The sequence below is a fragment of the Methylobacterium phyllostachyos genome (assembly GCF_900103445.1).
In the GTDB taxonomy this organism is placed as follows: domain Bacteria; phylum Pseudomonadota; class Alphaproteobacteria; order Rhizobiales; family Beijerinckiaceae; genus Methylobacterium; species Methylobacterium phyllostachyos.
Genome location: NZ_FNHS01000006.1, coordinates 1 through 20,763, shown reverse-complemented (window position 1 = coordinate 20,763; position 20,763 = coordinate 1). Strand labels below are relative to the sequence as shown.

At 68.3% G+C, this 20,763-nt stretch carries 17 protein-coding genes and 3 tRNA genes; 15 read left to right on the top strand and 5 right to left on the bottom strand.

The window, feature by feature from the left end; translation table 11 throughout:
- Positions 1–195: 195 nt before the first annotated feature.
- Together BLQ49_RS10790 and BLQ49_RS10785 are read left to right on the top strand one after the other, a co-directional pair.
- Entirely contained in the window at positions 196–1,314 is a 1,119-nt protein-coding gene (locus BLQ49_RS10790) for a sensor histidine kinase (RefSeq protein ID WP_091715741.1), read from the top strand.
- Positions 1,311–1,778 (top strand): response regulator, encoded by a 468-nt coding sequence (locus BLQ49_RS10785; RefSeq protein ID WP_091715739.1) that lies wholly within the window; start codon positions 1,311–1,313, stop codon positions 1,776–1,778. Before BLQ49_RS10790 ends, BLQ49_RS10785 begins: the two co-directional genes overlap by 4 nt.
- Before the next feature lie 623 nt (positions 1,779–2,401).
- Here BLQ49_RS10785 and BLQ49_RS10780 read toward each other — a convergent pair.
- The 3 genes from BLQ49_RS10780 to aroA all read right to left on the bottom strand — a co-directional run bounded on the left by BLQ49_RS10780 (position 2,402) and on the right by aroA (position 4,581).
- A tRNA-Lys gene (locus BLQ49_RS10780) sits at positions 2,402–2,477 on the bottom strand.
- Positions 2,478–2,587: 110 nt separating this feature from the next.
- Positions 2,588–3,226, bottom strand: a complete 639-nt coding sequence (gene cmk / locus BLQ49_RS10775) for a (d)CMP kinase (RefSeq protein ID WP_091716177.1) — start codon at positions 3,224–3,226, stop codon at positions 2,588–2,590.
- 5 nt (positions 3,227–3,231) lie between these two features.
- Positions 3,232–4,581, bottom strand: a complete 1,350-nt coding sequence (aroA, locus tag BLQ49_RS10770) for a 3-phosphoshikimate 1-carboxyvinyltransferase (protein WP_091715738.1) — start codon at positions 4,579–4,581, stop codon at positions 3,232–3,234.
- Positions 4,582–4,839: 258 nt separating this feature from the next.
- On the opposite strand from aroA, the gene BLQ49_RS10765 reads away from it, so the two are divergent.
- The 3 genes from BLQ49_RS10765 to BLQ49_RS10755 all read left to right on the top strand — a co-directional run bounded on the left by BLQ49_RS10765 (position 4,840) and on the right by BLQ49_RS10755 (position 5,581).
- A complete protein-coding gene (locus BLQ49_RS10765) occupies positions 4,840–5,226 on the top strand; it encodes a TIGR02300 family protein (protein WP_091715736.1) in 387 nt (128 codons plus the stop codon).
- Positions 5,227–5,374: 148 nt separating this feature from the next.
- Positions 5,375–5,450, top strand: a tRNA-Ala gene (locus BLQ49_RS10760).
- A gap of 55 nt (positions 5,451–5,505) precedes the next feature.
- Positions 5,506–5,581 (top strand) — tRNA-Ala (locus tag BLQ49_RS10755).
- 113 nt (positions 5,582–5,694) lie between these two features.
- Here the strand turns inward: BLQ49_RS10755 and BLQ49_RS10750 are convergent.
- Positions 5,695–6,183, bottom strand: a complete 489-nt coding sequence (locus tag BLQ49_RS10750; RefSeq protein ID WP_091715735.1) for an Lrp/AsnC family transcriptional regulator — start codon at positions 6,181–6,183, stop codon at positions 5,695–5,697.
- Positions 6,184–6,358: 175 nt separating this feature from the next.
- Between BLQ49_RS10750 and mdeB the strand changes: the two genes are divergently transcribed.
- From mdeB to BLQ49_RS10720, 6 genes are all read left to right on the top strand, one after another.
- Positions 6,359–9,034, top strand: a complete 2,676-nt coding sequence (mdeB, locus tag BLQ49_RS10745; RefSeq protein ID WP_091715733.1) for an alpha-ketoglutarate dehydrogenase — start codon at positions 6,359–6,361, stop codon at positions 9,032–9,034.
- Positions 9,035–9,104: 70 nt separating this feature from the next.
- Positions 9,105–10,409 carry a 2-oxo acid dehydrogenase subunit E2 gene (locus tag BLQ49_RS10740; RefSeq protein WP_091715732.1) on the top strand — a complete coding sequence of 435 codons (1,305 nt, stop codon included), beginning with the start codon at positions 9,105–9,107 and terminating at the stop codon, positions 10,407–10,409.
- An 11-nt stretch (positions 10,410–10,420) separates the two neighbouring features.
- Positions 10,421–12,139 carry a dihydrolipoyl dehydrogenase gene (gene lpdA, locus BLQ49_RS10735; RefSeq protein ID WP_091715731.1) on the top strand — a complete coding sequence of 573 codons (1,719 nt, stop codon included), beginning with the start codon at positions 10,421–10,423 and terminating at the stop codon, positions 12,137–12,139.
- Positions 12,140–12,355: 216 nt separating this feature from the next.
- On the top strand, positions 12,356–12,925 hold the full coding sequence (locus BLQ49_RS10730; protein WP_425283993.1) for a hypothetical protein: 570 nt from the start codon (positions 12,356–12,358) through the stop codon (positions 12,923–12,925).
- Positions 12,926–12,985: 60 nt separating this feature from the next.
- Entirely contained in the window at positions 12,986–13,396 is a 411-nt protein-coding gene (locus BLQ49_RS10725) for a DUF2147 domain-containing protein (RefSeq protein ID WP_091716175.1), read from the top strand.
- A 115-nt stretch (positions 13,397–13,511) separates the two neighbouring features.
- The gene (locus BLQ49_RS10720) at positions 13,512–13,793 is read left to right on the top strand and encodes a hypothetical protein (protein ID WP_091715729.1); all 282 of its coding nucleotides are present in this window, start codon (positions 13,512–13,514) and stop codon (positions 13,791–13,793) included.
- Between the two features lie 69 nt (positions 13,794–13,862).
- Here BLQ49_RS10720 and alaS read toward each other — a convergent pair whose 3' ends face one another.
- Positions 13,863–16,544, bottom strand: a complete 2,682-nt coding sequence (gene alaS / locus BLQ49_RS10715) for an alanine--tRNA ligase (protein WP_091715727.1) — start codon at positions 16,542–16,544, stop codon at positions 13,863–13,865.
- Positions 16,545–16,919: 375 nt separating this feature from the next.
- On the opposite strand from alaS, the gene BLQ49_RS10710 reads away from it, so the two are divergent.
- From BLQ49_RS10710 to BLQ49_RS10695, 4 genes are all read left to right on the top strand, one after another.
- Positions 16,920–18,092 (top strand): transglycosylase SLT domain-containing protein, encoded by a 1,173-nt coding sequence (locus BLQ49_RS10710; RefSeq protein ID WP_091715725.1) that lies wholly within the window; start codon positions 16,920–16,922, stop codon positions 18,090–18,092.
- 176 nt (positions 18,093–18,268) lie between these two features.
- Positions 18,269–18,808, top strand: a complete 540-nt coding sequence (locus tag BLQ49_RS10705; protein ID WP_091716173.1) for a response regulator — start codon at positions 18,269–18,271, stop codon at positions 18,806–18,808.
- A 203-nt stretch (positions 18,809–19,011) separates the two neighbouring features.
- Positions 19,012–19,950: a transglutaminase family protein gene (locus BLQ49_RS10700; protein ID WP_091715724.1), complete on the top strand. Its 939-nt coding sequence runs from the start codon at positions 19,012–19,014 to the stop codon at positions 19,948–19,950.
- A 64-nt stretch (positions 19,951–20,014) separates the two neighbouring features.
- A partial coding sequence (locus BLQ49_RS10695) for a transglutaminase-like domain-containing protein (protein ID WP_091715722.1) occupies positions 20,015–20,763 on the top strand: 749 nt, incomplete at its 3' end.

Below are 20,763 nucleotides of genomic sequence, written 5' to 3'. Positions count from 1 at the left end.
CAGGTTGACGGCCGGCCGCGTATGTCCAATCCTCGCTGCAGTCCGTCGCGCCTGCGGGATAAAACGCCCCTCCGGGCAGCGCGTTGACACATTCGACCTCGCGGCACCTAGCGCGAGGCAGGATGCCTGGTGCACGATCCCGACGGTTCGTTGGGCCACGCCCGTTTGACCAACCAGCAGTGAAGGGTCGTATCAGTGCCGAATACCCGGCAGCCGCTGCAATCTGTCCCCGCCGCCAGCACACCGCTTGCGAGCCTCAGGCCTGGTGCAGACCAACTGTTCGAGACCGAACGGCGCCTCAATGCCGTGCTCAACAACGCCTCGGTCTCCATCTTCCTGATGGATGACCGCCAACATTGCATCTACATGAATCGCGCCGCCGAGCAGCTGACAGGCTGGACGCTCCCCGAAGTCCTCGCCCGCGACTGCCCGCTGCATGACATCGTGCATCACACCTATCCGGACGGCCGTCCATTCCCACTGGCGGAATGCGCGATCGACCGTGCCTTTCCGGAAAACAATCAGGAACGCGGCGAAGAGGTTTTCGTCCACCGGGACGGACACTTCTATGCCGTGGGTTTCACGGCCAGCCCAATCCGGGACGACGCGGCCAACATCATCGGCACGATCATCGAGGTCCGCGACATCACCGAGGAGAAGGCCGCCGCCCAGCGCCAGCGCCTGCTGATCAACGAGCTGAACCATAGGGTCAAAAATACCCTGGCCACGGTGCAGTCGATTGCCGCGCAGACGTTCCGTGGCCAGACCGATCAGGCTGCGCGGGCAGTGTTCGACTCCCGCATGGCGGCGCTGTCGACCGCCCATAACGTGCTCGTCGAGGACAACTGGGAAAGCGCCAGCCTGCGCAGCGTGGTCGAGCGCGCGCTTGCACCGCACCGCCTGGCAGAGGTCGACGTAACCCGCTTCGTGCTAGACGGACCGGATGCGCGCCTGCACCCCAAAGTTGCTGTAACCCTGGGCATGGCGCTGCACGAGCTGATGACCAACGCCGCCAAATACGGCTCCCTGTCGATCCCGGAAGGTCGCGTTGCAGTGTCATGGGCCCTGCATGCTCTGGATGACGGCCGGCAGCAGCTCGCCCTCAGCTGGGAAGAGCACGATGGGCCGCCGGTCACTCGCCCCACACGCAGAGGCTTCGGATCCCGGCTGATTGAGCGGCAACTTCCGATGGAGTTCGATGGCAGAGCCGCAATCACCTACGCGCCGGACGGCGTCGTCTGCCAGCTCGAGGTCCCATTGACCCAGCTCGGCTGGGTCGGGCAGGAGACACTTGACGGGCATCCTGCCCGATGAATTTGCTGGAAGGGCGTCGCGTTCTGCTCGTCGAGGACGAGAGCCTCGTGGCCATGATGGCCGAGGATATGCTGCTCGACCTTGGCTGCGAGGTCATCGTTGCCATGCGCCTCGACAAGGCCGTGGATTATGTTCACGCTGAGACTTTCGACTTGGCCGTGCTGGACGTCAATCTCGGCGACGCTTTGAGCTATCCGGTAGCCAATCTGCTGCGCGAGCGCTGCACACCTTTCCTGTTCGCGACCGGCTATGGCGCGCGGGGCCTGGAGGAAACTTATCGGTCTGTTCCGGTGCTGCAGAAACCCTATCAAGCTGCGCTGATGGCGCACTTGCTGAACCAGCTCCTGGCCGGCGGTGCGCCCACGTGGGGCGGTTCTGGTCCAGAACCGGCGACGTGCGCATGCCATCGCTCTACGGAAGCCCCCTCTGCAGACGGATCATTCCAAGCCGACCTTGCCCGCTGATAAGCTATGCCGGTCATGCCCACCGCCGGTGCGAGGCCAGGACGCTGCCATTCGTCGGCGGCGTGCCGCTCATCGCCGCGAAGGCCGTATCAATGCCGAAGGACGGCGCGGTCAGCCTCATCAGCTGCCTTGCTTCCGGCGCATCGGATCCGCCGCACCGGCGCAAGGCTGGCGAATCCTGCCCCCTGACGATCTAGCCGGACCACATGGCAGCGCGCGCTGATCGCGAGGAACGCCAGCAGCCAGCATACCGAAGCGTCGACGGCGAAAGTGGCGGCCCTGAAACGGATCCGGGACGCTGGCCTCGTCTTCGCGAGCTTGCGCAAGAACGCGGTGGATACGCCGCTGGAAATCCGCTGCCCTGAAGCGGAAGCCTCGGCGATCGTCGATAGGCTCGAACAGATGGTGCGCCCCGACGCCAGCGACATAGACGGGCGGCTTGCCCGAAGCGACACGGCAAAGAGGAAGGCGGGTTGGTCGGAGACCTGGAAATGGGTCTTTGGGTTGGCCCTTGAGCGACGGGTCTCCTACGGACTTAGGAAACCGGTAGGTCGTTCTTTTAAACGCAGGTGCCCGGGAAACCCCCGGCCAATCCGAAAACCACCCTGCTGATAGCGAGTTGATGGTGAGCGCGCTGGGACTCGAACCCAGGACCTACAGATTAAAAGTCCGTTGCTCTACCAGCTGAGCTACGCGCTCGCGTCCCGGGTGTGCCTGTGGCCGGTCGCCGGGGACGGCGCGTCCGCAATAGGTGAGCCGAACCGGGGGGTCAACAAGGCCTGGGCAAGATCGCTCCGGGGGACGATCGTTCAGCGGGCGCTGCCCCGCGTCCGTTCCACGATCCCCCGCGCCTCGTCGAAGGCGGCATCGGCATCCAACTCCGTCGTGTCGAGGCGCACCGCGTCGCCAGCCATTCGGAGGGGCGCAGCCGCCCGTCCGGCGTCGCGGGCATCACGCGCCTCGATATCCGCCAGGATAGCCGCGAAACTCGCCGTCTCGCCGCGGCCGGCGAGTTCCCGATGGCGGCGGCGGGCCCGCTCCTCCGACGACGCCGTGATGAACAGCTTCACCTCGGCCTCGGGACAGACCACCGTGCCGATGTCGCGCCCATCGAGCACGGCGCCCTGCGGATCGGCGGCGAAGCGACGCTGCCATAGAAGCAGCCCCGCGCGGACCTCCGGGACCGCCGAGACCCGTGAGGCGGCCTCGCCCATGGCCCGCTCGCGCAGGCGCGGGTCATCGAGCTTCTCCGGATCCAGGGCCTCGGCCGCCCGGGCCGCCGCCTCGCGGTCGTCGAGCGAGAGACCGGCATCGAGCAGCGCCAGAGCGACGGCACGGTAGAGCAGACCGGTATCGAGATGCGGCAGGCCGTAATGGTCGGCCAGGCGCTTGGCCAGCGTGCCCTTGCCCGAGGCGGCCGGGCCGTCGATCGCAATGACGAGCGGCATGTCGTTCACCCTCCGATCCGGGCGCCGAGGGCCTGCATGGTCGGAAGGAAGCTCGGGAAGCTGGTGGCGATCATGGCGCCATCATCTACCGTAACGGGAAACCGGGTGGCGAGCCCCATGACCAAGAACGCCATGGCGATGCGGTGGTCGAGATGGGTTGCCACCGTGCCGCCGCCGGCCGGGGCCGTCCCGTCGCCGTCGACGATCAGGTCGTCGCCCACGACCGTGTGACGGACGCCGTTGGCCGCCAGACCCGCCGCTACGGCGGCGAGACGATCGGATTCCTTCACGCGCAGCTCGTGCAGACCGTTCATCCGTGTCCGGCCCGTGGCGAAGCTCGCCGCCACCGCCAGCACGGGATACTCGTCGATCATCGCCGGCGCCCGCTCGGCCGGGACATCGACACCGCTCAGACGGCTCGCGCGCACCCACAGGTCCGCGACGGTTTCGCCGCCTTCGTCGCGCTCGGCGACGCGCTCGATCTGCGCGCCCATCTCCAGCAGGGTGGTGATGAGGCCGGTGCGGAGCGGATTCATCATCACGCCCTCGATCACGACGTCGGAGCCGGGCACGATCAGCGCGGCCACCAGCGGGAACGCCGCCGACGACGGATCGGCCGGCACAACCACATCAGTCCCGCGCAGGGTCGGCTGCCCGGTGAGCGCGATGCGGCGGCCGTGGCCCTCGGGCCCGTGCGGCGCGACCTCGACCGCGGCGCCGAACAGCCGCAGCATCCGCTCCGTGTGATCGCGGGTCGCCGCCGCCTCGATCACCGTCGTCGTTCCCGGAGCGTTGAGACCGGCGAGCAGCACCGCCGACTTGATCTGCGCCGAGGCGGCCGGCGTCTCGTAGGTGATCGGAATCGCCTCCTGCGGCCCGCGCAGGGTCAACGGCACACGCCCGCCCTCGGCCTCGGAGAGGACCTGCGTCCCCATGCGGGTGAGCGGATCGAGGATGCGGCGCATCGGGCGCGAACGCAGGGAGGCATCGCCGTCGAAGGTCGCGGTGACGGGCTGCCCGCCGACCACGCCCATCATCAATCGGGAGCCGGTCCCGGCATTGCCGAAATCGAGGACCTCGGCCGGATCGCTCAAGCCCCCGATGCCGACCCCGGACACGCGCCAGCGCCCCTCGCCGAGGCGCTCGACGCCGGCGCCCAGAGCCTTGGCCGCGGCCGCGGTGCGCAGCACGTCGTCGCCTTCCAACAGGCCCTCGACCCGGGTCTCACCCTCGCTCAGCAGGCCGAGAATCATCGCCCGGTGCGAGATCGACTTGTCGCCCGGCGGGCGCAGCCGCCCCCTCAGGGGCGTGCCCGGCGCGGCGGTCAGGGGTTCGGGGGGCAGATCGTGCGACACGGAACGTCCGTTCGGTCTCGATGGGGTGGGCCGGGATCCGGCGCGTCGCGCGGGCTCGCCGCGCCGCTGCATTCGGACCATGGAATCGGGGTGCGGTTAACATGCGGGCCGACTTACGTCATCCACCGGATCCCTCGGAGAGACGCCGCCCGGCGATGCCGTCCTGCCGGGTCGCCCGCGGGGTCGATTGACAGGGGCGGCGCCCACGACTAACGGGGCCCCTCCCCAAAGATAGTAGTGACGACGAGGTGTCCGCCCGTGGCCCGACCGGAACTTGGCTTGAAGCGCCAGTGCATGAGCTGCGGCGCGAAGTTCTACGACCTCGCCCGCGATCCCGCCGTCTGCCCGAAATGCGGTGCGGTCTACCAGGCGGTCGCCACATCGAGCCGCGCGGCGCCTCCGGCGCTGTCGCGGGCCTCGAACACCAACGACGATGAGGACGAGACGGACGAGAAGGGGCCGGAGCTGGTCTCCCTCGACGAGGTCGAGGCCGCCGAGGACGAGGCGGATCCGACACCCGACGACGAGACCGTCGAAGACGGGGATTCGGCCGAGGACGACACCTTCCTCGAGGAGGAGGATACCGGCGACGACGATGTCTCCGACCTGATCGACGGCGATATCGAGAACGACGAGGAGGGCTGAGGCGGTCTCCGTCTCGCCTTCAAGACCCCTGACGAGAACGAAAAAAGGGGTTGAGTCCGCGGTGCGAGCCGCCTATAGAACCGGCCTCGCCGGACGCAAGCCGGACGGCGAGACCCCGCGGGACCCAAACCGCGGGGGATGAAAAAGTGGGGCCTTAGCTCAGCTGGGAGAGCGCTTCCATGGCATGGAAGAGGTCATCGGTTCGATCCCGTTAGGCTCCACCATCCTACCTCGCGTGACGCGGCCCTGTTCGGGACGAGAAGCGCTGTTAAAACATTTGGGGCCTTAGCTCAGCTGGGAGAGCGCTTCCATGGCATGGAAGAGGTCATCGGTTCGATCCCGTTAGGCTCCACCATCCTCCCCTCGTACAGTGCGGCTAGAGCCCGCGCTCGAGGCGCAAGACATCCGAACGCTTCCGATCTGAGTTCGCCCGGCCGGCAACCATGTGCCGCCACTGAGCGACCCGGCTTACCTCGTCAGGTGGCCGAGCGGCAGCGCGGTCGTGTATTTCACCTGCCCCAGCGCGAAACTCGAGCGGATGTTCGCGACCCCGGGGATCCGGGTCAGGTGATCGAGCACGAGCTTCTGGTACTGGCTCAGATCCTCCACCACGACGCGCAGCATGTAATCGGCCTCGCCGCTCATCAGATAGCACTCCATCACCTCCGGGCGGTTGCGCACCGCCTCGTCGAAGGCTTGGAGCGCCGCCTGGGTCTGTTTCTCCAGCGAGACATGCACGAAGACGTTGACCGCGAGCCCTAGGCTCAGCGGATCCACCACCGCGACGCAGCCGCGGATCACGCCGGCCTCCTTCAGATCGTTCACCCGCCGCCAGCACGGGGAGGTCGAGAGCCCGATCTGCTCGGCCAGCTCGGCGATGCTGATCTCGCTGTCCTGTTGCAGCCGTTCGAGGATGCGCAAGGAGGCAGCATCGAGCGGGGTCGGTCGCGGTGCCATTCGATCCTCCTCCCGTAGGCCGCCAACGCGTTCCTCGACCGGACGAGGTCGAATTAACCGCCAATTTGCAGTTTACAGGATGAACCATCCTGTAAACGGCCGCCAGTGCAATTATTGGGCATGTCCAGCCACCGCTCGGCCGGTATCATCCAGGCCGACGAGGAAGGCTGCGCCCATGAACGCCATACCGCCGAAGGCCACGATCGCGCGGTCCGCCGAGGTCGATCACGACCCGGCCGAGACGCAGGATTGGCTGGCGGCTCTGGAATCGCTGTTCCGCACCGAAGGTGCCGCCCGGGCCCGCTTCATCCTCGACCGCCTGGAGCGGCGCTCGAAGGAGATCGGCATCCTCGACGAGGCCCTGCCCTATTCGCCCTACCGGAACACGATCGCGCTGGAGCAGCAGCCGCGCTATCCGGGTGAACTCGACATCGAGGAGCGCCTGACCTCGATCATGCGCTGGAACGCCCTCGCCATGGTGGTGCGCGCCAACATGGCCTACGGCGAACTCGGCGGCCACGTGGCAAGCTACGCCTCGGCGGCCGAGCTGTTCGAGGTGGGATTCAACCACTTCTTCAAGGGCGGGGTGGATGGCGACCTCGTCTACTTCCAGCCGCATTCGGCGCCAGGCGTCTACGCCCGGGCCTTCCTCGAAGGACGCCTCTCCGAAGAGCAGCTGAAGCACTACCGCCAGGAGATCGCCGGCGACGGCCTGTGCTCCTACCCGCATCCCTGGCTGATGCCGGATTTCTGGCAGGTCCCGACCGGCTCGATGGGCATCGGACCCATCCACGCAATCTATCAGGCGCGCTTCATGCGCTATCTCGGCCATCGCGGCCTTGCCGATACGGCGGGCCGGCACGTCTGGGGCGTGTTCGGCGACGGCGAGATGGACGAGCCGGAATCGATCGGCGGATTGGCGCTCGCTGCACGCGAGAACCTCGACAACCTGACCTTCGTCATCAACTGCAATCTCCAGCGACTCGACGGGCCGGTGCGCGGCAACGGCCAGATCATTCAGGAGCTGGAGAGCCTGTTCCGGGGCGCGGGCTGGAACGTCCTCAAGGTGCTGTGGGGCTCGGAGTGGGACGGGATCTTCGCCCGCGACACCAATCACGCCCTGCTGCGCCGCTTCGCCGAGACGGTCGACGGCAAGTACCAGACGCTCGGCGCGAAGGACGGCGCCTACAACCTCGCCCACTTCTTCGGCGAGGATCCGGAGGTGCGCGCACTCGTCGCCCACATGTCGGATGCCGACGTCGACCGGCTGAAGCGCGGCGGCCATGATTTCCGCAAGCTTCACGCGGCCTTCGCGGCCGCCAAGGCCGCGAAGGGCAGGCCCACGGTCATCCTGGCCAAGACCAAGAAGGGCTACGGCATGGGCGGCGCGGGCGAATCGCGCATGACCGCCCACCAAGCCAAGAAGCTCGACATCGACGCGCTGCGCGCCTTCCGCGACCGCTTCGCCCTGCCGCTCACCGACGCCCAGGTGGAAGGCCTGGCCTTCTACAAGCCGGCCGAGGACGGCGCCGAGATGCGCTACCTGCGCGAGCGCCGCGAGACGCTCGGCGGCGTCCTGCCGGCCCGCCGCCGCACGGCGCCGACCGTCGCGGTTCCGGCGATCTCCACGTATGCGGGCTTCGCGCTCGAGGCCGGCGGCAAGGAGATGTCGACGACCACGGCGGTGGTGCGCCTGTTCGGCAACCTTCTGAAGCACAAGGATCTCGGTCCGCGCGTCGTGCCGATCGTGGCCGACGAGGCGCGGACCTTCGGCATGGCCAACCTGTTCCGGCAGGTCGGGATCTACGCGCCGGAAGGCCAGCTCTACGAGCCGGAGGATGCCGGCTCGATGTTGTACTATCGCGAGGCCCGGGACGGGCAGCTTCTGGAGGAGGGCATCACCGAGGCCGGGGCGATCTCGTCCTGGACGGCGGCGGCCACGGCCTACAGCGTCCATGGCCTGTCGATGCTGCCGTTCTACATCTACTACTCGATGTTCGGCTTCCAGCGGGTCGGCGACCTGATCTGGGCGGCGGCCGACCAGCGCGCCCGCGGCTTCCTGATCGGCGCCACGGCGGGTCGTACGACACTGGGCGGCGAGGGCCTGCAGCATCAGGACGGGTCGAGCCACATGCAGGCGGCCGCGATCCCGAACTGCCGGGCCTACGACCCGGCCTTCGCGTACGAGATGGCGGTGATCGTCGACCGGGGCGCCCGGGCGATGATGGAGGAGGGCGAGGACGCCTTCTACTATCTCACCGCGATGAACGAGAACTACGCTCAGCCGTCCATGCCGCAGGGGGCGGAGGCCGGTATCCTGAAGGGCATGTACCGCCTGTCGGGGCCGGAGGACGGAGCGGGTGCGGTCCGCCTCCTCGGCTCCGGCGCGATTCTCCCGGAGGTGATCGCGGCCGCGGATCTGCTCGCGCAGGATTTCGGCATCGCGGCCGAGGTGTTCAGCGTGACGAGCTTCAGCGAGCTGGCCCGCGATGCCCGCGAGGCCGAGCGGCAAGCGATGCTCAACCCTGAGACCGAGGCGCCGGTCAGCCACGTGGCGGCGCTGCTGCCCGGCACGACGCCTATCGTTGCAGCGAGCGACTATGTCCGGGCCTATCCGCAGTTGATCGCCTCCTATGTCGGCGCACGCTTCGTGGCCCTTGGCACCGACGGCTTCGGCCGCAGCGACACCCGCAACGCCCTCCGCCGGTTCTTCGAGGTCGACCGGCAGCACGTGGTGATTGCGGCGCTGCACGCCCTCGCAGAGGCCGGCACGGTGCCGCGGACCGCGGTGGCGGAAGCGATCCGCCGGTACGGCATCGCGGCAAACGCGCCTGCGCCCTGGACCGTCTGAGGCCGGGTACCCCTGAGGGGTACCCCACCTCCCCCTTCTCCGAACGCCCGACCTACGGAAATCCGCCCGCATGAGCGCCGCGCTGCAGATCGCCCTCCCGGATATCGGCGACTACCGGGACGTGCCTGTCATCGAGCTTCTCGTGAAGCCGGGTGACCGGCTCGCCGTCGACGACCTGGTTCTCAGCATCGAATCCGACAAGGCCACCATGGAGGTCCCCTCCCCGGTCGCCGGCATCGTGCGCGAGCTGCTGGTGGGCGTGGGCTCGAAGGTCTCGGAGGGGACACCGATCCTGCTGGTGGATCCCGCGGAGGAAGGTGGAACGGCACCGGTCATGGATCCGCCGCTCGCTCTTGCACAGTCGGATCCCGGACGGGACGCTGCTCCTTTACCCCTTGCGGAAGAAAGGGCTTCTCGCGCCGAACCGGAGACCACGCAGCCTCAACCGCTTCCGGCATCGATTGGCAGTGTGCACGCCAGCCCGTCCGTGCGCCAGCTCGCCCGCGAGCTCGGCGTGGCCTTGGACCGCGTTCCGGCCACCGGTCCAAAAGGACGGATCCTGCGCGAAGACATCCACGCCTTCGTCAAGTCAGCCCTCGCCGCCCCGTCCGTTCGACCGAGCGTCCCGGCCACGGGCATCGGGGCCGGCCTGCCGCCCTGGCCGGAGGTCGATTTCGCCAAGTACGGCCCCGTCCGGCGGGAGCCACTGTCGCGGATACAGACGCTCTCGGGTGCCAATCTCAGCCGCAACTGGCTGACGATCCCACACGTCACCAATTTCGACCGGGCCGACGTCACCGAGATCGAGCCGTTCCGCACCGGCCTGAACACGCAGACGCGCACGCCGCCCGCGAAGGTGACCATGGTGGCCTTCCTGATCAAAGCCGCGGCCTCGGCATTGCGGGCCTATCCGCGCTTCAATGCCTCCCTGGAGGGCAGCGACCTCGTCCTGAAGGACTACGTGCATGTCGGCTTCGCGGTGGACACGCCGAAGGGCCTGATGGTTCCGGTGGTGCGCGACTGCGACCGCAAGGGCATCATAGAAATCGCCACCGAGATGGCCGCGATGGCCACCAAGGCCCGGGCCGGGACCCTGCCGGGCTCCGACATGCAGGGCGGCTGTTTCTCGGTATCGTCGCTCGGTGGCATCGGCGGCGACGGCTTCACTCCGATCATCAACGCTCCCGAAGTGGCGATCCTGGGTGCCGCGCGCGCGCGCATGGAGGCGGTCTGGGACGGAACAGCGTTCCAGCCGCGCCTGATCCTGCCGCTCAGCCTCTCCTGGGACCACCGCGTGGTGGACGGCGTCGCAGCCGCCCGCTTCCTCGGACACGTCGCGTCGGTCCTGTCGGACCTACGCCGCGCCCTGCTGTAACGGTCCGCGCCATGCCCGAGATCCACGAGATCCGCGTCCCCGATCTGGGGGATTATGCCGACGTGCCGGTGATCGAGATTTCGGTCGAAGCCGGTCAAGCGATCGCCCGCGACCAGACGCTGCTGATGGTCGAGTCCGACAAGGCGACCCTGGACATCCCGTCCCCGGTGGCGGGGCGCCTCGTGGAGATGCTGGTCGGCCTCGGCGACACGGTTTCAGCCGGGACGTTGATCGCCCGCGTCGCCGCGGACCAGCCCGCGGATACGCCGCCTGTCCCTGTCCCTGCCCCCGCGCCCGCCGCGCCGATCACCACCGAGCGCTCGGGCATTGACTGTGACGTGCTGGTGATCGGCGCCGGTCCCGGCGGCTATTCTGCCGCCTTCCGGGCCGCCGATCTCGGGCAACGCGTGATCTTGGTGGAGCGCAACGCGACGCTGGGCGGTGTCTGTCTGAATGTCGGCTGCATCCCGTCCAAGGCGCTCCTGCACGTGGCGGCCGTCACCGAGGAGGCCCAGCGCCTCGCCGCCCATGGCGTCAGCTTCGGCGCGCCGGCGATCGACCTGGAGAAGCTGCGGACCTTCAAGGCCGGCACCGTGCGCCGTCTCACCGACGGGCTGACCCAGATGGCACGCCAGCGCAAAGTCACCGTCATCCGCGGGACCGCACGCTTCACCGGCCCGAAGACGGCCGCGGTGGCGCTCCACGACGGGGTGACACGGGATCTGGCCTTCACCCGAGCGATCGTGGCGGCCGGCTCGTCCCCCGTGGCGCTCCCGATGCTGCCGGAGGATCCGCGTATCGTGAACTCGACCGGCGCGCTGGAATTGCCCTGCGTGCCGGGCCGGCTGCTGGTGATCGGCGGCGGGATCATCGGCCTGGAGATGGCCACCGTCTACAGCGCTCTGGGCGCCCGGGTCGATGTCGTCGAGCGGCTGCCGAACCTGCTGGAGGGCGTGGACCGCGATCTTGTGGCGATCTGGACCAAGCGCAACGCGCACCGCTTCGAGCGCCTGCTCACGGGGACCGAGGTGACCTCCGCGATGGCTGACCCGAAGGGTATCGCCGTCACCCTGTCGGGCGAGGCGCAGGCCACGACCTACGATCTCGTGCTCCAGGCGGCCGGCCGACGGCCGAACGGGGCCGCCCTCGGCCTGGAGGCGGCGGGTGTGAGCGTGGAGAACGGCTTTGTGTCGGTCGATGCCCAGATGCGCACGAACGTGCCGCATATCTTCGCCATCGGCGATCTCGTGGGTCAGCCGATGCTCGCCCACAAGGCTGTCCACCAGGGCCATGTCGCCGCCGAGGTGGCCGCCGGCCACAGGGCCGGATTCGATGCCGCGGTGATCCCGTCCGTGGCCTATACCGACCCCGAGATCGCCTGGGTCGGCCTCACCGAGACGGCGGCGAAGGCAGCCGGCCGCGTCGTCGAGGTGGCGCGCTTCCCCTGGGCCGCGTCGGGCCGGGCCATCGCCAACGGTGCGGATTACGGCCTGACCAAGCTGCTGTTCGAGGCCGGGACCAAGCGTGTCGTAGGTGGCGCCATCGTCGGTCCGAGCGCGGGCGACCTGATTGGCGAGGTCGCGCTCGCGATCGAGATGGGGGCGGATGCCACCGATATCGGTCGTACGATCCATCCGCACCCAACGCTGGGGGAGACGGTCGGCCTCGCCGCCGAGGCGGCGCTCGGCCTCTGCACCGATCTGCCGCCGGCGGCGCAGCGCGCGCGCTGAAAGACGCCTCCTTTCGGCGATGCGCGCAACCGGGATGGACTCCGGAAGGGAGCCGGCGTTTAACCGCCGACGCAATCTGGTCCGTCCCCGAGGAGTTGACGTGTGGAGATGCCGTTACCGGGCCAACCCGATGTCGGGCCGACGAACTGCATCGCGCATCCCCTCGCTCGTGGCGCCCAGGCCATCATCCTGCTGGCAGGGCTGGCCGCGCTGTTGATGAGTGGCTCGGGCAACGCCCGGGCCGAGGCTCCGGCGGCCATCGAGCGGGGCACGCGTACCGAGGCCCTCGTCGCGGATCTGCGCAGCCGCATTCTCGCTTCGCACAGCGCGACACTCGCCCTCGAAAGCTGGTGCGCCGAGCACAGGCTGGCAGCCGATCCGCATCTCGTGGCCCAGCGGCTTCCAGGTCCCGACAAACCGCTCAGCGTCGTGCAGCGCGCCCGACTGGATATCGGGCCGGACGAACCGGTACGCTACCGCCGGGTGCGCCTCGTCTGCGGCGATCACGTGATGTCCGAGGCGGACAACTGGTACGTCCCGGCCCGGCTGACGCCCGAGATGAACGCCGCGCTGGACCAGACCCGCACGCCGTTCGGCCGGGTCGTCCGTGCGCTCGCCCCGGTGCGCCGGACCGTCGAGGTTCGGGCCCCCGCCCCGAATATCGGCCCGGGACCGGGTGATCCGCTGTTCGAGGTCGATGCCGTGCTCACAACGGGCGCGGGCCAACCCTTCTGCGAAGTCGTAGAAACCTATCTCGGCACTGCGCTGCCGCCAACGCCACGTTGACGAAGCGCTTCGGTGGCGAGCGTCACGCTTTCGTACGATAATTCATCAGGAGGAATGACGATGCGTTCGTGGCTTGGTCGTTTCGGGTTCGCGATGCTTGCGGCTGGCGCGGTGAGCAGCCCGGCGCGGGCGGCCGATCCGGCCGGGCTGTGGCTCACGGAGACCGGCAGTTCGCGCATTCGCATCGCTCCCTGCGGCGGCGGCTTCTGCGGGACGATCGTCAGCGCCCCCGGCAAAGGTCTGGACGCCAAGAATCCCGATCCCGCCCTGCGCGGCCGCAGCGTCGTCGGCGTGCAGATCCTCGACGCGCGCCAGCCGGACGGTTCGGGCTATTCAGGCTCGCTCTACAACCCGAACGACGGCAAGACCTATTCCGGATCGCTGCGCCTGACCGGCCCCAACAGCTTGGAGGTCTCAGGTTGCGTCATGAGCGTTTTCTGCAAGCGGCAGATGTGGACGCGGGTCAACTAGGCCACGGAGTCATCGCCCGGCGAAGGCCGCGGCGAATCCATCCCGCGTCGCAACATCGCAGGATCGATAGCGCGCGATCAAAGTTGCCTGGGTCGGACAGCCTTAGGAATTTGTCATGACCCGGACACTACTCGCCACCGTTCTTGCTATCGGCGTCATCGCGCCCGCGACCGCTCAAGTCATCGAGACGCCGACCGGCACGACCCTGGTCGGACCGCCCGGCTCGCGGGGTGTCGTCAGCACGCAGTCCGACACCACGGGCAGCGACCCGGCGGTCACGTACTCGCCGACCGGCCAGCCGGCCGACACGATCTCCGCCGACTCGGCCGCAGCCGGCAACGCCAACCAGCCGTCGCGGGTCGCACCTCAGGGCGGCGCGGGCGGCGGCGGCAAGTAATCCGCACCGCGATATCGACCGTGATACGGGGCCGCGCCGAAACACGTGCGGCCCCGCCCGAAACCAGTCTCAGGCAGCCTCGACGAGAGCCTGCGCGACGGCATTGAGGGCGGCCTCGGCCCCGGCGCCATTGGGCCCACCGGCCTGGGCCATATCACGGCGGCCGCCGCCGCCCTTTCCGCCGAGGGCGCCGGCACCGGCCCGCACCAGCCCGACCGCGTCGTAGCGCGCGGTCAGGTCGTCGGTGACGCCGACCACCAGACCGGCCTTGCCGTCGGGCCCCACGCCGACAATTGCGACGATCCCGGAGCCTAGTCGCTTCTTCTCCTCATCGACGATCGGTTTGAGGTCGCGCATGTCGAGGCCCTCGATCACCGAGCGCCGGAAGGCCACGCCGCCGACCTCGCTCTGGCTGGAGGACCGCCCGGACCCGGGCTCGGAAGCGCCCATGGCCAGCTTGCGCCGGGTCTCGGCCAACTCACGCTCCAGACGCCGCCGGTCCTCCACCAGCGCCGAAAGCCGGTCCGGTGCCTCAGAGACCGGGGCCTTGAGGATTCCCGCGAGAGCCGCCAGCGTCCGGGCCTCCGTAGCCCGGTGATGGCGCGCCGCGTCGGCCGTCAGCGCCTCGATCCGGCGCACGCCCGCACCCACCGCGCTCTCGCCCACGATGGTGATCGCGCCGATATCGCCGGTGCGGGCCGCATGGGTGCCGCCGCAAAGCTCCACGGAGAAGTTTTTGGACTTCACCGCCTCGGCCTGCGCGTCGACCGGCAGTCCCATCGAGACCACTCGCACCTCATCGCCATATTTCTCGCCGAACAGCGCCCGGGCCCCCGACGCGATGGCGTCGTCCACGGCCATGAGCTTGGTCACGACGGGTGCGTTCTGGAGCAGCACCGCGTTGGCGATATCCTCCACCCGGGCGAGTTCGTCCGCCTCAATCGGCTTCGGATGGCTGATGTCGAAACGCAGCCGCTCGGGGCTCACCAGCGATCCCTTCTGGGCGACATGGTCGCCCAGCACCTGCCTCAAAGCCTCGTGCAGCAGGTGGGTCGCCGAGTGGTTGGCACGGATCGCCTTCCGGCGGGCGTGATCGACCTTCAGCTCCACCGCCTGATCGAGACTCAGGGTGCCCTCCCTCACGGTGACGTGGTGGACGAACACATCGCCGAGCTTCTTCTGCGTGTCGGTGACCTGCGCCCGCACCCCTGGCGCCAGGATCAGGCCGGTATCGCCGACCTGACCGCCCGATTCCCCGTAGAACGGCGTCTGGTTGACGAGGACGAGGCCGGTCTGGCCGGCCTCCAGACTCTTCACCTCGGCGCCATCACGCAGCAGCGCAGTGACGATGCCCTCGGCGCTTTCGGTCTCGTAACCCAGGAATTCGGTGGCGCCGACGCGCTCGCGAAGACCGAACCACACGGTCTCGGTGGCCGCCTCGCCCGAGCCCTTCCAGGCCTCGCGGGCCGCCTGCTTCTGGCGCTGCATCGCCGCCGCGAAAGCGTCGGTATCGACGCCGATCCCGCGCGCCTTGAGGGCATCCTGAGTCAGGTCGAGGGGAAAGCCGTAGGTGTCGTAGAGCGTGAAGGCGGTCTCGCCGGAGAGCTTGTCGCCCTCCCTGAGATCGCGACTCTCGGCATCCAGGATCGACAGGCCCCGCTCTAAGGTGCGGCGGAACCGGGTCTCCTCCAGCTTCAGGGTCTCGGCGATCAGGCTCTCGGCCCGCATCAGCTCGGGATAGGCTTGGCCCATCTCGCGCACCAGGGTCGGCACGAGGCGGAACATGGTGGGCTCGCGCGCGCCCAGGATCTCGGCATGACGCATGGCCCGGCGCATGATCCGGCGCAGCACGTAACCGCGGCCCTCGTTGCCCGGCAGCACGCCGTCGGCCACCAGGAAGGATGAGGCCCGCAGGTGATCGGCGATCACCCGGTAGGAGGCCATTGTCGCGGGCTCGGGGGCCCGCGAGACCGCGTGCGCTACCGCATCGATGAGCGCCCGGAACAGGTCCGTGTCGTAGTTCGAGTGAACGCCTTGAAGGATCGCCGCCATGCGCTCCAGGCCCATGCCGGTATCGATCGAGGGCCGCGGCAGCGGGTTGCGCGAGCCCGGCTCCAGCTGCTCGTACTGCATGAACACGAGGTTCCAGAATTCCAGGAACCGGTCGCCATCCTCGTCCGGGGAGCCGGGCGGTCCACCCCGAAGCGCCGGTCCCTGGTCGATGAAGATCTCCGAGCACGGGCCGCAGGGACCGGTATCGCCCATTTGCCAAAAATTGTCGGATGTCCCGATGCGGATGATCTTCTCGTCGGACAGGCCAGCGATCTTCTTCCACAGTCCGGCCGCCTCATCGTCGTCGGCGTAGACGGTGACGAGTAGCTTGTCGGGTTTCAGGCCGAATTCCTTGGTGATCAGCGTCCAGGCCAGCTCGATCGCGCGGTCCTTGAAATAGTCGCCGAACGAGAAGTTGCCGAGCATCTCGAAGAACGTGTGGTGGCGCGCGGTGTAGCCGACATTGTCGAGGTCGTTGTGTTTGCCGCCGGCTCGCACGACCTTCTGCGCCGTCGTCGCCCGGCTGTAGGCGCGTTTCTCGACGCCCGTGAACAGGTTCTTGAACTGCACCATGCCGGCGTTGGTGAACATCAGCGTCGGATCGTTCTTCGGCACGAGGCTCGAAGAGGGCACGACCTCGTGTCCCGCCTTGGCGAAGTAGTCGAGGAAGGTCGACCGGATCTCGTTGACGCCGCTCATCGGGGCTGACTCTGGCAGGAACACGGGACCGGGCAGCGCTCACCTTCGAGCGGAACCCGCATGGCGCCCTCTTAGAGCCGTTCCCGATCGCGTTGCAATCGGCGCGGGGACCTAAGTCCTTGCCGTCCCGCGGCTCCCTAGCGGGCCGGTGATCGCCGAAGACCGTTACGATTCGCGCGTGGGGCCGGGCTCCGGGGTCAGGGGATGCTGGATGCGTGCCCCTCGATGTGCGCACCCTGTGGTTTCCAGGGGGCGGTCGCAAATTCACCGCGATCCGCCCCACAGCCGCCATATGGGCGGCCGTGTTCTCGCCACATCTGTCAAGCGATGTTCAATCCAGGCGCCATCACCGGCGCGCGAGGATTCGGATCAACGATGCAGGGCCGCTCGGTGGGAACGTCGAAGACCACTACAGGCAAGCCGGTTTCCGCGCCCGGGCATTTCGGCGCCGGCCGCGCCGACGTGATCGCCGCGCAGCCGATGCTCGGTCGCGCCCATGGCAGCCGTCCGGCCCTTCTGCGGTCCGTAATGACCGTGGCGCTCATCGCCGGCGGCCTCAGCGCGGCCCTGATCGGGTCGGGGGTCGATCTCGGCAAAGTCGGCCTGTCGCCGGCCGTGTCGGTCGCTGAAGCCGCCACCGAGATTCCGATGCCGCGTCCGCGCATCCACACCGTCGCGCTCGAGGACGAGCTGGAGCGCACGCCCCTGCGCGCCTCATCGAGCTTCGCTGCCGTGCACGACCTCGACACCGAGATCGGTTCCAACACGGTCGATCGCGTCTCCTACGACTTCCTGCTCTCCGAAAGCGCGGCGGGCGATCCGAACGACATCCTCGAATTCGGCCCGATGAAGATCCGGCGCCACCTCGTCCAGACGATCGTGCGCGCCGCCCAGGCGGTCCAGACGGATCCGGTCCTTCTCATGGCTGTGGCCGACAAGGAGTCGAGCTTCGTCACCGCGGTCCAGGCCAAGACCTCCTCGGCGACCGGCCTCTACCAATTCATCGAGCGCACGTGGCTCGGCGTCGTCCGCGACTTCGGCGCCAAGTACGGGCTGGAGAAGGAGGCCGCGCTGATCACGGCCGATTCGAACGACCGGCCCGTCATTCTCGATCCGGCCGAGCGTGCCCGGGTGCTCGAACTCCGCCGCGACCCTTATCTCTCGGCGCTGATGGCCGGTGAGATGCTCAAGCGCGACGCGGCCCGCATCGCCCTGCGCATCGGGCGCGACCTCACCCTGGGCGAGGTCTACCTCGCCCACTTCCTCGGACCGGACGACGCCGAGGAATTCCTCGCCAATGTCGTGAACAAGCCGGCCGCCGCCGCCGCCGCGCTGCTCCCCGGCCCGGCCCGGGCAAACCGCTCGATCTTCTTCGCCGCGGGCCGGTTCGTCGGCCGGGGCCGGCACCGCAAGCCCCTGAGCCTGTCGGTGGCGCAGGTTCACGAGAAGTTCGAGGCGATGATGAGCAGCCGCGGCTCGCGTTACCAGAACGTGCGGGCCGTGTCGGGCATCATGGCGTATGCCGACGCGGAGACCGCCACGCAGTAACGGCTCGGGGAGCGTCGGCGCGATTCGATCAGCCGCGCGCAACCACCGGCGGATTGCCGACTTTCCTCCCTGTGCGCCGCGTTTTCGTCGGGCGCATCGGCAGACTTCGGGGGGAGTCCTTGAGGAAGCACCAGACGAGCGCACCCCTGCCGCTTACCGATACGCTGTCACCGAGTATTCCGCTCGATCAGATCGGTCGGACACTCGCGTCATTCTACGACAATTTGGTTTCCGAGGGCATGCCGGAGCATCTTGCGGCCCTCGTGCGCCGCGTCCGGCAGACGGAGGCCGACGAGGCCGCGCAGGAAAACTCCACCGTCGCCCCCGCGGCGGAGACGCATCCGCGGGTCGCCCTTGTGGTCGAGGACGACCGGGAGATCCGCGCGCTGGCGGAGACGCTGCTCGAAGAGACCGAACTCGACGTCGTCGGTTGCGATAGCGCGGAGGCGGCCCTCGCGGTGTTGCAGGCTCGCGGTGGCGATGTCGCTTTGGTCTTCGCCGATATCCGGCTGGCTGGCCAGATGGATGGCCTGCAACTCGCCCGAGCGGTCGCAACGCTCTGGCCTCGGGCCCGGCTGGTGGTCACGTCGGGCCACGATCTGCCCCGCCCTGAGCTACCGCGCGAGGCGGTCTTCATCGCCAAGCCATGGCGGCCCCTCGACGTTCTGGTCGAAGCCGAGCGCGCCGCGGCGGAGCCGGCACCGCCGGTGCTCTGATAGCCCCCTGAATGCCGGATTCCCGCCGCGACCCTCTACGGGACGTAGCGCGCGGCTTGAGGCCGCTCAGCGACGTCGGAATCCGGCCTCCCGGCCACGATTTGGTCTTGGGGTGAAGGATTGGCTGGTTCCGGGCCCAGCCCTTGCATCGTGTGTCGAGCTTCGTTGGAGACCCTGTCGGCACGCGCCGGGAGAGAGCCGATTTGCCGATCCTGTCCGTCCATCATCGCACGGTCTACCAGTATCGGCGTCCCGTCTCTTTCGGTGAGCACCGGATCATGTTCCGGCCGCGGGACAGTTACGACCAGAGGCTGATCGAGGCGACCCTCGACATCACCCCGGAGCCAGCCGCCTTGCGCTGGATGTTCGACGTCTTCGGCAATTGCGTGGCTGTGGCGACGTTCGCGACCCGGGCGGAGAGGCTGACTTTTGCCTGCGGCATCACCCTCGAACATACGCCCGAACACGCGCCGGTCTTTCCGCTCGCCCCGCACGCGACTCACTACCCGTTCGGCTACGGCGCCGAGGACATGCCCGATCTCGCGCGCTCCATCGAGCGGCAATGGCCGGATCCGCGTCACGAGGTCGACGCCTGGGCCCGGAGCTTCCTGCCGGAGCAGGGCCGAATCCCGACGCAGGAGTTGCTCGCCGCCATGACCCGCAGCGTGCGGGCCAACTTCACTTATCTCGCACGCTCCGAGAAGGGGGTGCAGGATCCGCTCACGACCCTGCGTGGCAGGCGCGGCTCGTGCCGCGATTTCGCGGTGCTGATGATGGAGGCGGTACGGGCCCTCGGCATGGCCGCGCGATTCGTATCCGGCTACCTCTACAATCCTCGCAACGACCGGGCGCGCCATGTCGGCGGCGGATCCACACATGCGTGGCTACAGGTCTACCTACCTGGTGCCGGCTGGGTCGAGTTCGACCCGACCAACGGCATCGTGGGGAACCGCGATCTGATCCGCGTGGCGGTCGCTCGCGACCCAGCCCAGGCCGTGCCGCTGCACGGCTCCTTCTACGGCTTGGCCAGCGACGACCTCGGCATGCGTGTCGAGGTCGATGTGGTCGAGCTTACCGAGACACCCGCAACCGGGCAGACCGAGCGTCCTGGCCATGGGTCCGACCCGGTCCCGGCGCGTTGAGTCGAACCCGGAACGAGCGTGCGTGGCGACCCCGCGCGGATGACGACAGAGTGAGGTGGCCGCGATGAAGATCAAGACGGGTTTCGAGATCGCCTTCACGATGGCCCAACCAACCCCGATGATCCTGATGCTGACCGTCCACCCATCGCGGATGCCGGACGTGCTGACGCCCCACACGATCACCTTCGATCCGCCGCTCCAGGCCCACGAGTATCGGGATACCTACGACAATATCTGCCACCGCATCGTCGCGCCGCCGGGGCAGTTGACGATCGCAGTCGACATCACGGTGGAGGATACTGGCGTTCCGGACGCGGTGGTGCCGGAGGCGCGTCAGATCCCGGTGCAGGATCTGCCGGACGACGTGCTGATGTTCCTGCTCGGCTCGCGCTACTGCGACACCGACAAGCTGTCGCAGACCGCTTGGTCGCTGTTCGGCACCACCCCGGAGGGCTGGGCCCGTGTCCAGGCGATCGTCGACTATACCCATGAGCGCCTGCGCTTCGACTACCAGCGCGCCGACGCCACCCGCACCGCCCATGACGGCTTCATGCAGCGCGAGGGCGTCTGCCGGGACTTCGCACACTTGGCGATTACCCTGTGCCGGTGCATGAACATCCCGGCCCGCTACGCCACCGGCTATCTCGGCGACATCGGCGTGCCCAAGGACCCGGCGCCGATGGACTTCTCCGCATGGTTCGAGGTCTTCCTCGAAGGCCCCGAAGGACCGCGCTGGTACACGTTCGACGCCCGCCACAACCGACCCCGCATCGGACGTATCGTCATGGCCCGCGGACGCGACGCGACAGACTG

Excerpts from the sequence above, each read along its gene's own strand:
- BLQ49_RS10785 (WP_091715739.1), top strand. The coding sequence starts at position 1,311 with ATGAATTTGCTGGAAGGGCGTCGCGTTCTGCTCGTCGAGGACGAGAGC.
- cmk (WP_091716177.1), bottom strand. The coding sequence starts at position 3,226 with ATGCCGCTCGTCATTGCGATCGACGGCCCGGCCGCCTCGGGCAAGGGC.
- BLQ49_RS10750 (WP_091715735.1), bottom strand. The coding sequence starts at position 6,183 with ATGGCACCGCGACCGACCCCGCTCGATGCTGCCTCCTTGCGCATCCTC.
- mdeB (WP_091715733.1), top strand. The coding sequence starts at position 6,359 with ATGAACGCCATACCGCCGAAGGCCACGATCGCGCGGTCCGCCGAGGTC.
- BLQ49_RS10740 (WP_091715732.1), top strand. The coding sequence starts at position 9,105 with ATGAGCGCCGCGCTGCAGATCGCCCTCCCGGATATCGGCGACTACCGG.
- lpdA (WP_091715731.1), top strand. The coding sequence starts at position 10,421 with ATGCCCGAGATCCACGAGATCCGCGTCCCCGATCTGGGGGATTATGCC.
- BLQ49_RS10730 (WP_425283993.1), top strand. The coding sequence starts at position 12,356 with ATGAGTGGCTCGGGCAACGCCCGGGCCGAGGCTCCGGCGGCCATCGAG.
- BLQ49_RS10725 (WP_091716175.1), top strand. The coding sequence starts at position 12,986 with ATGCGTTCGTGGCTTGGTCGTTTCGGGTTCGCGATGCTTGCGGCTGGC.
- BLQ49_RS10720 (WP_091715729.1), top strand. The coding sequence starts at position 13,512 with ATGACCCGGACACTACTCGCCACCGTTCTTGCTATCGGCGTCATCGCG.
- alaS (WP_091715727.1), bottom strand. The coding sequence starts at position 16,544 with ATGAGCGGCGTCAACGAGATCCGGTCGACCTTCCTCGACTACTTCGCC.
- BLQ49_RS10710 (WP_091715725.1), top strand. The coding sequence starts at position 16,920 with ATGCAGGGCCGCTCGGTGGGAACGTCGAAGACCACTACAGGCAAGCCG.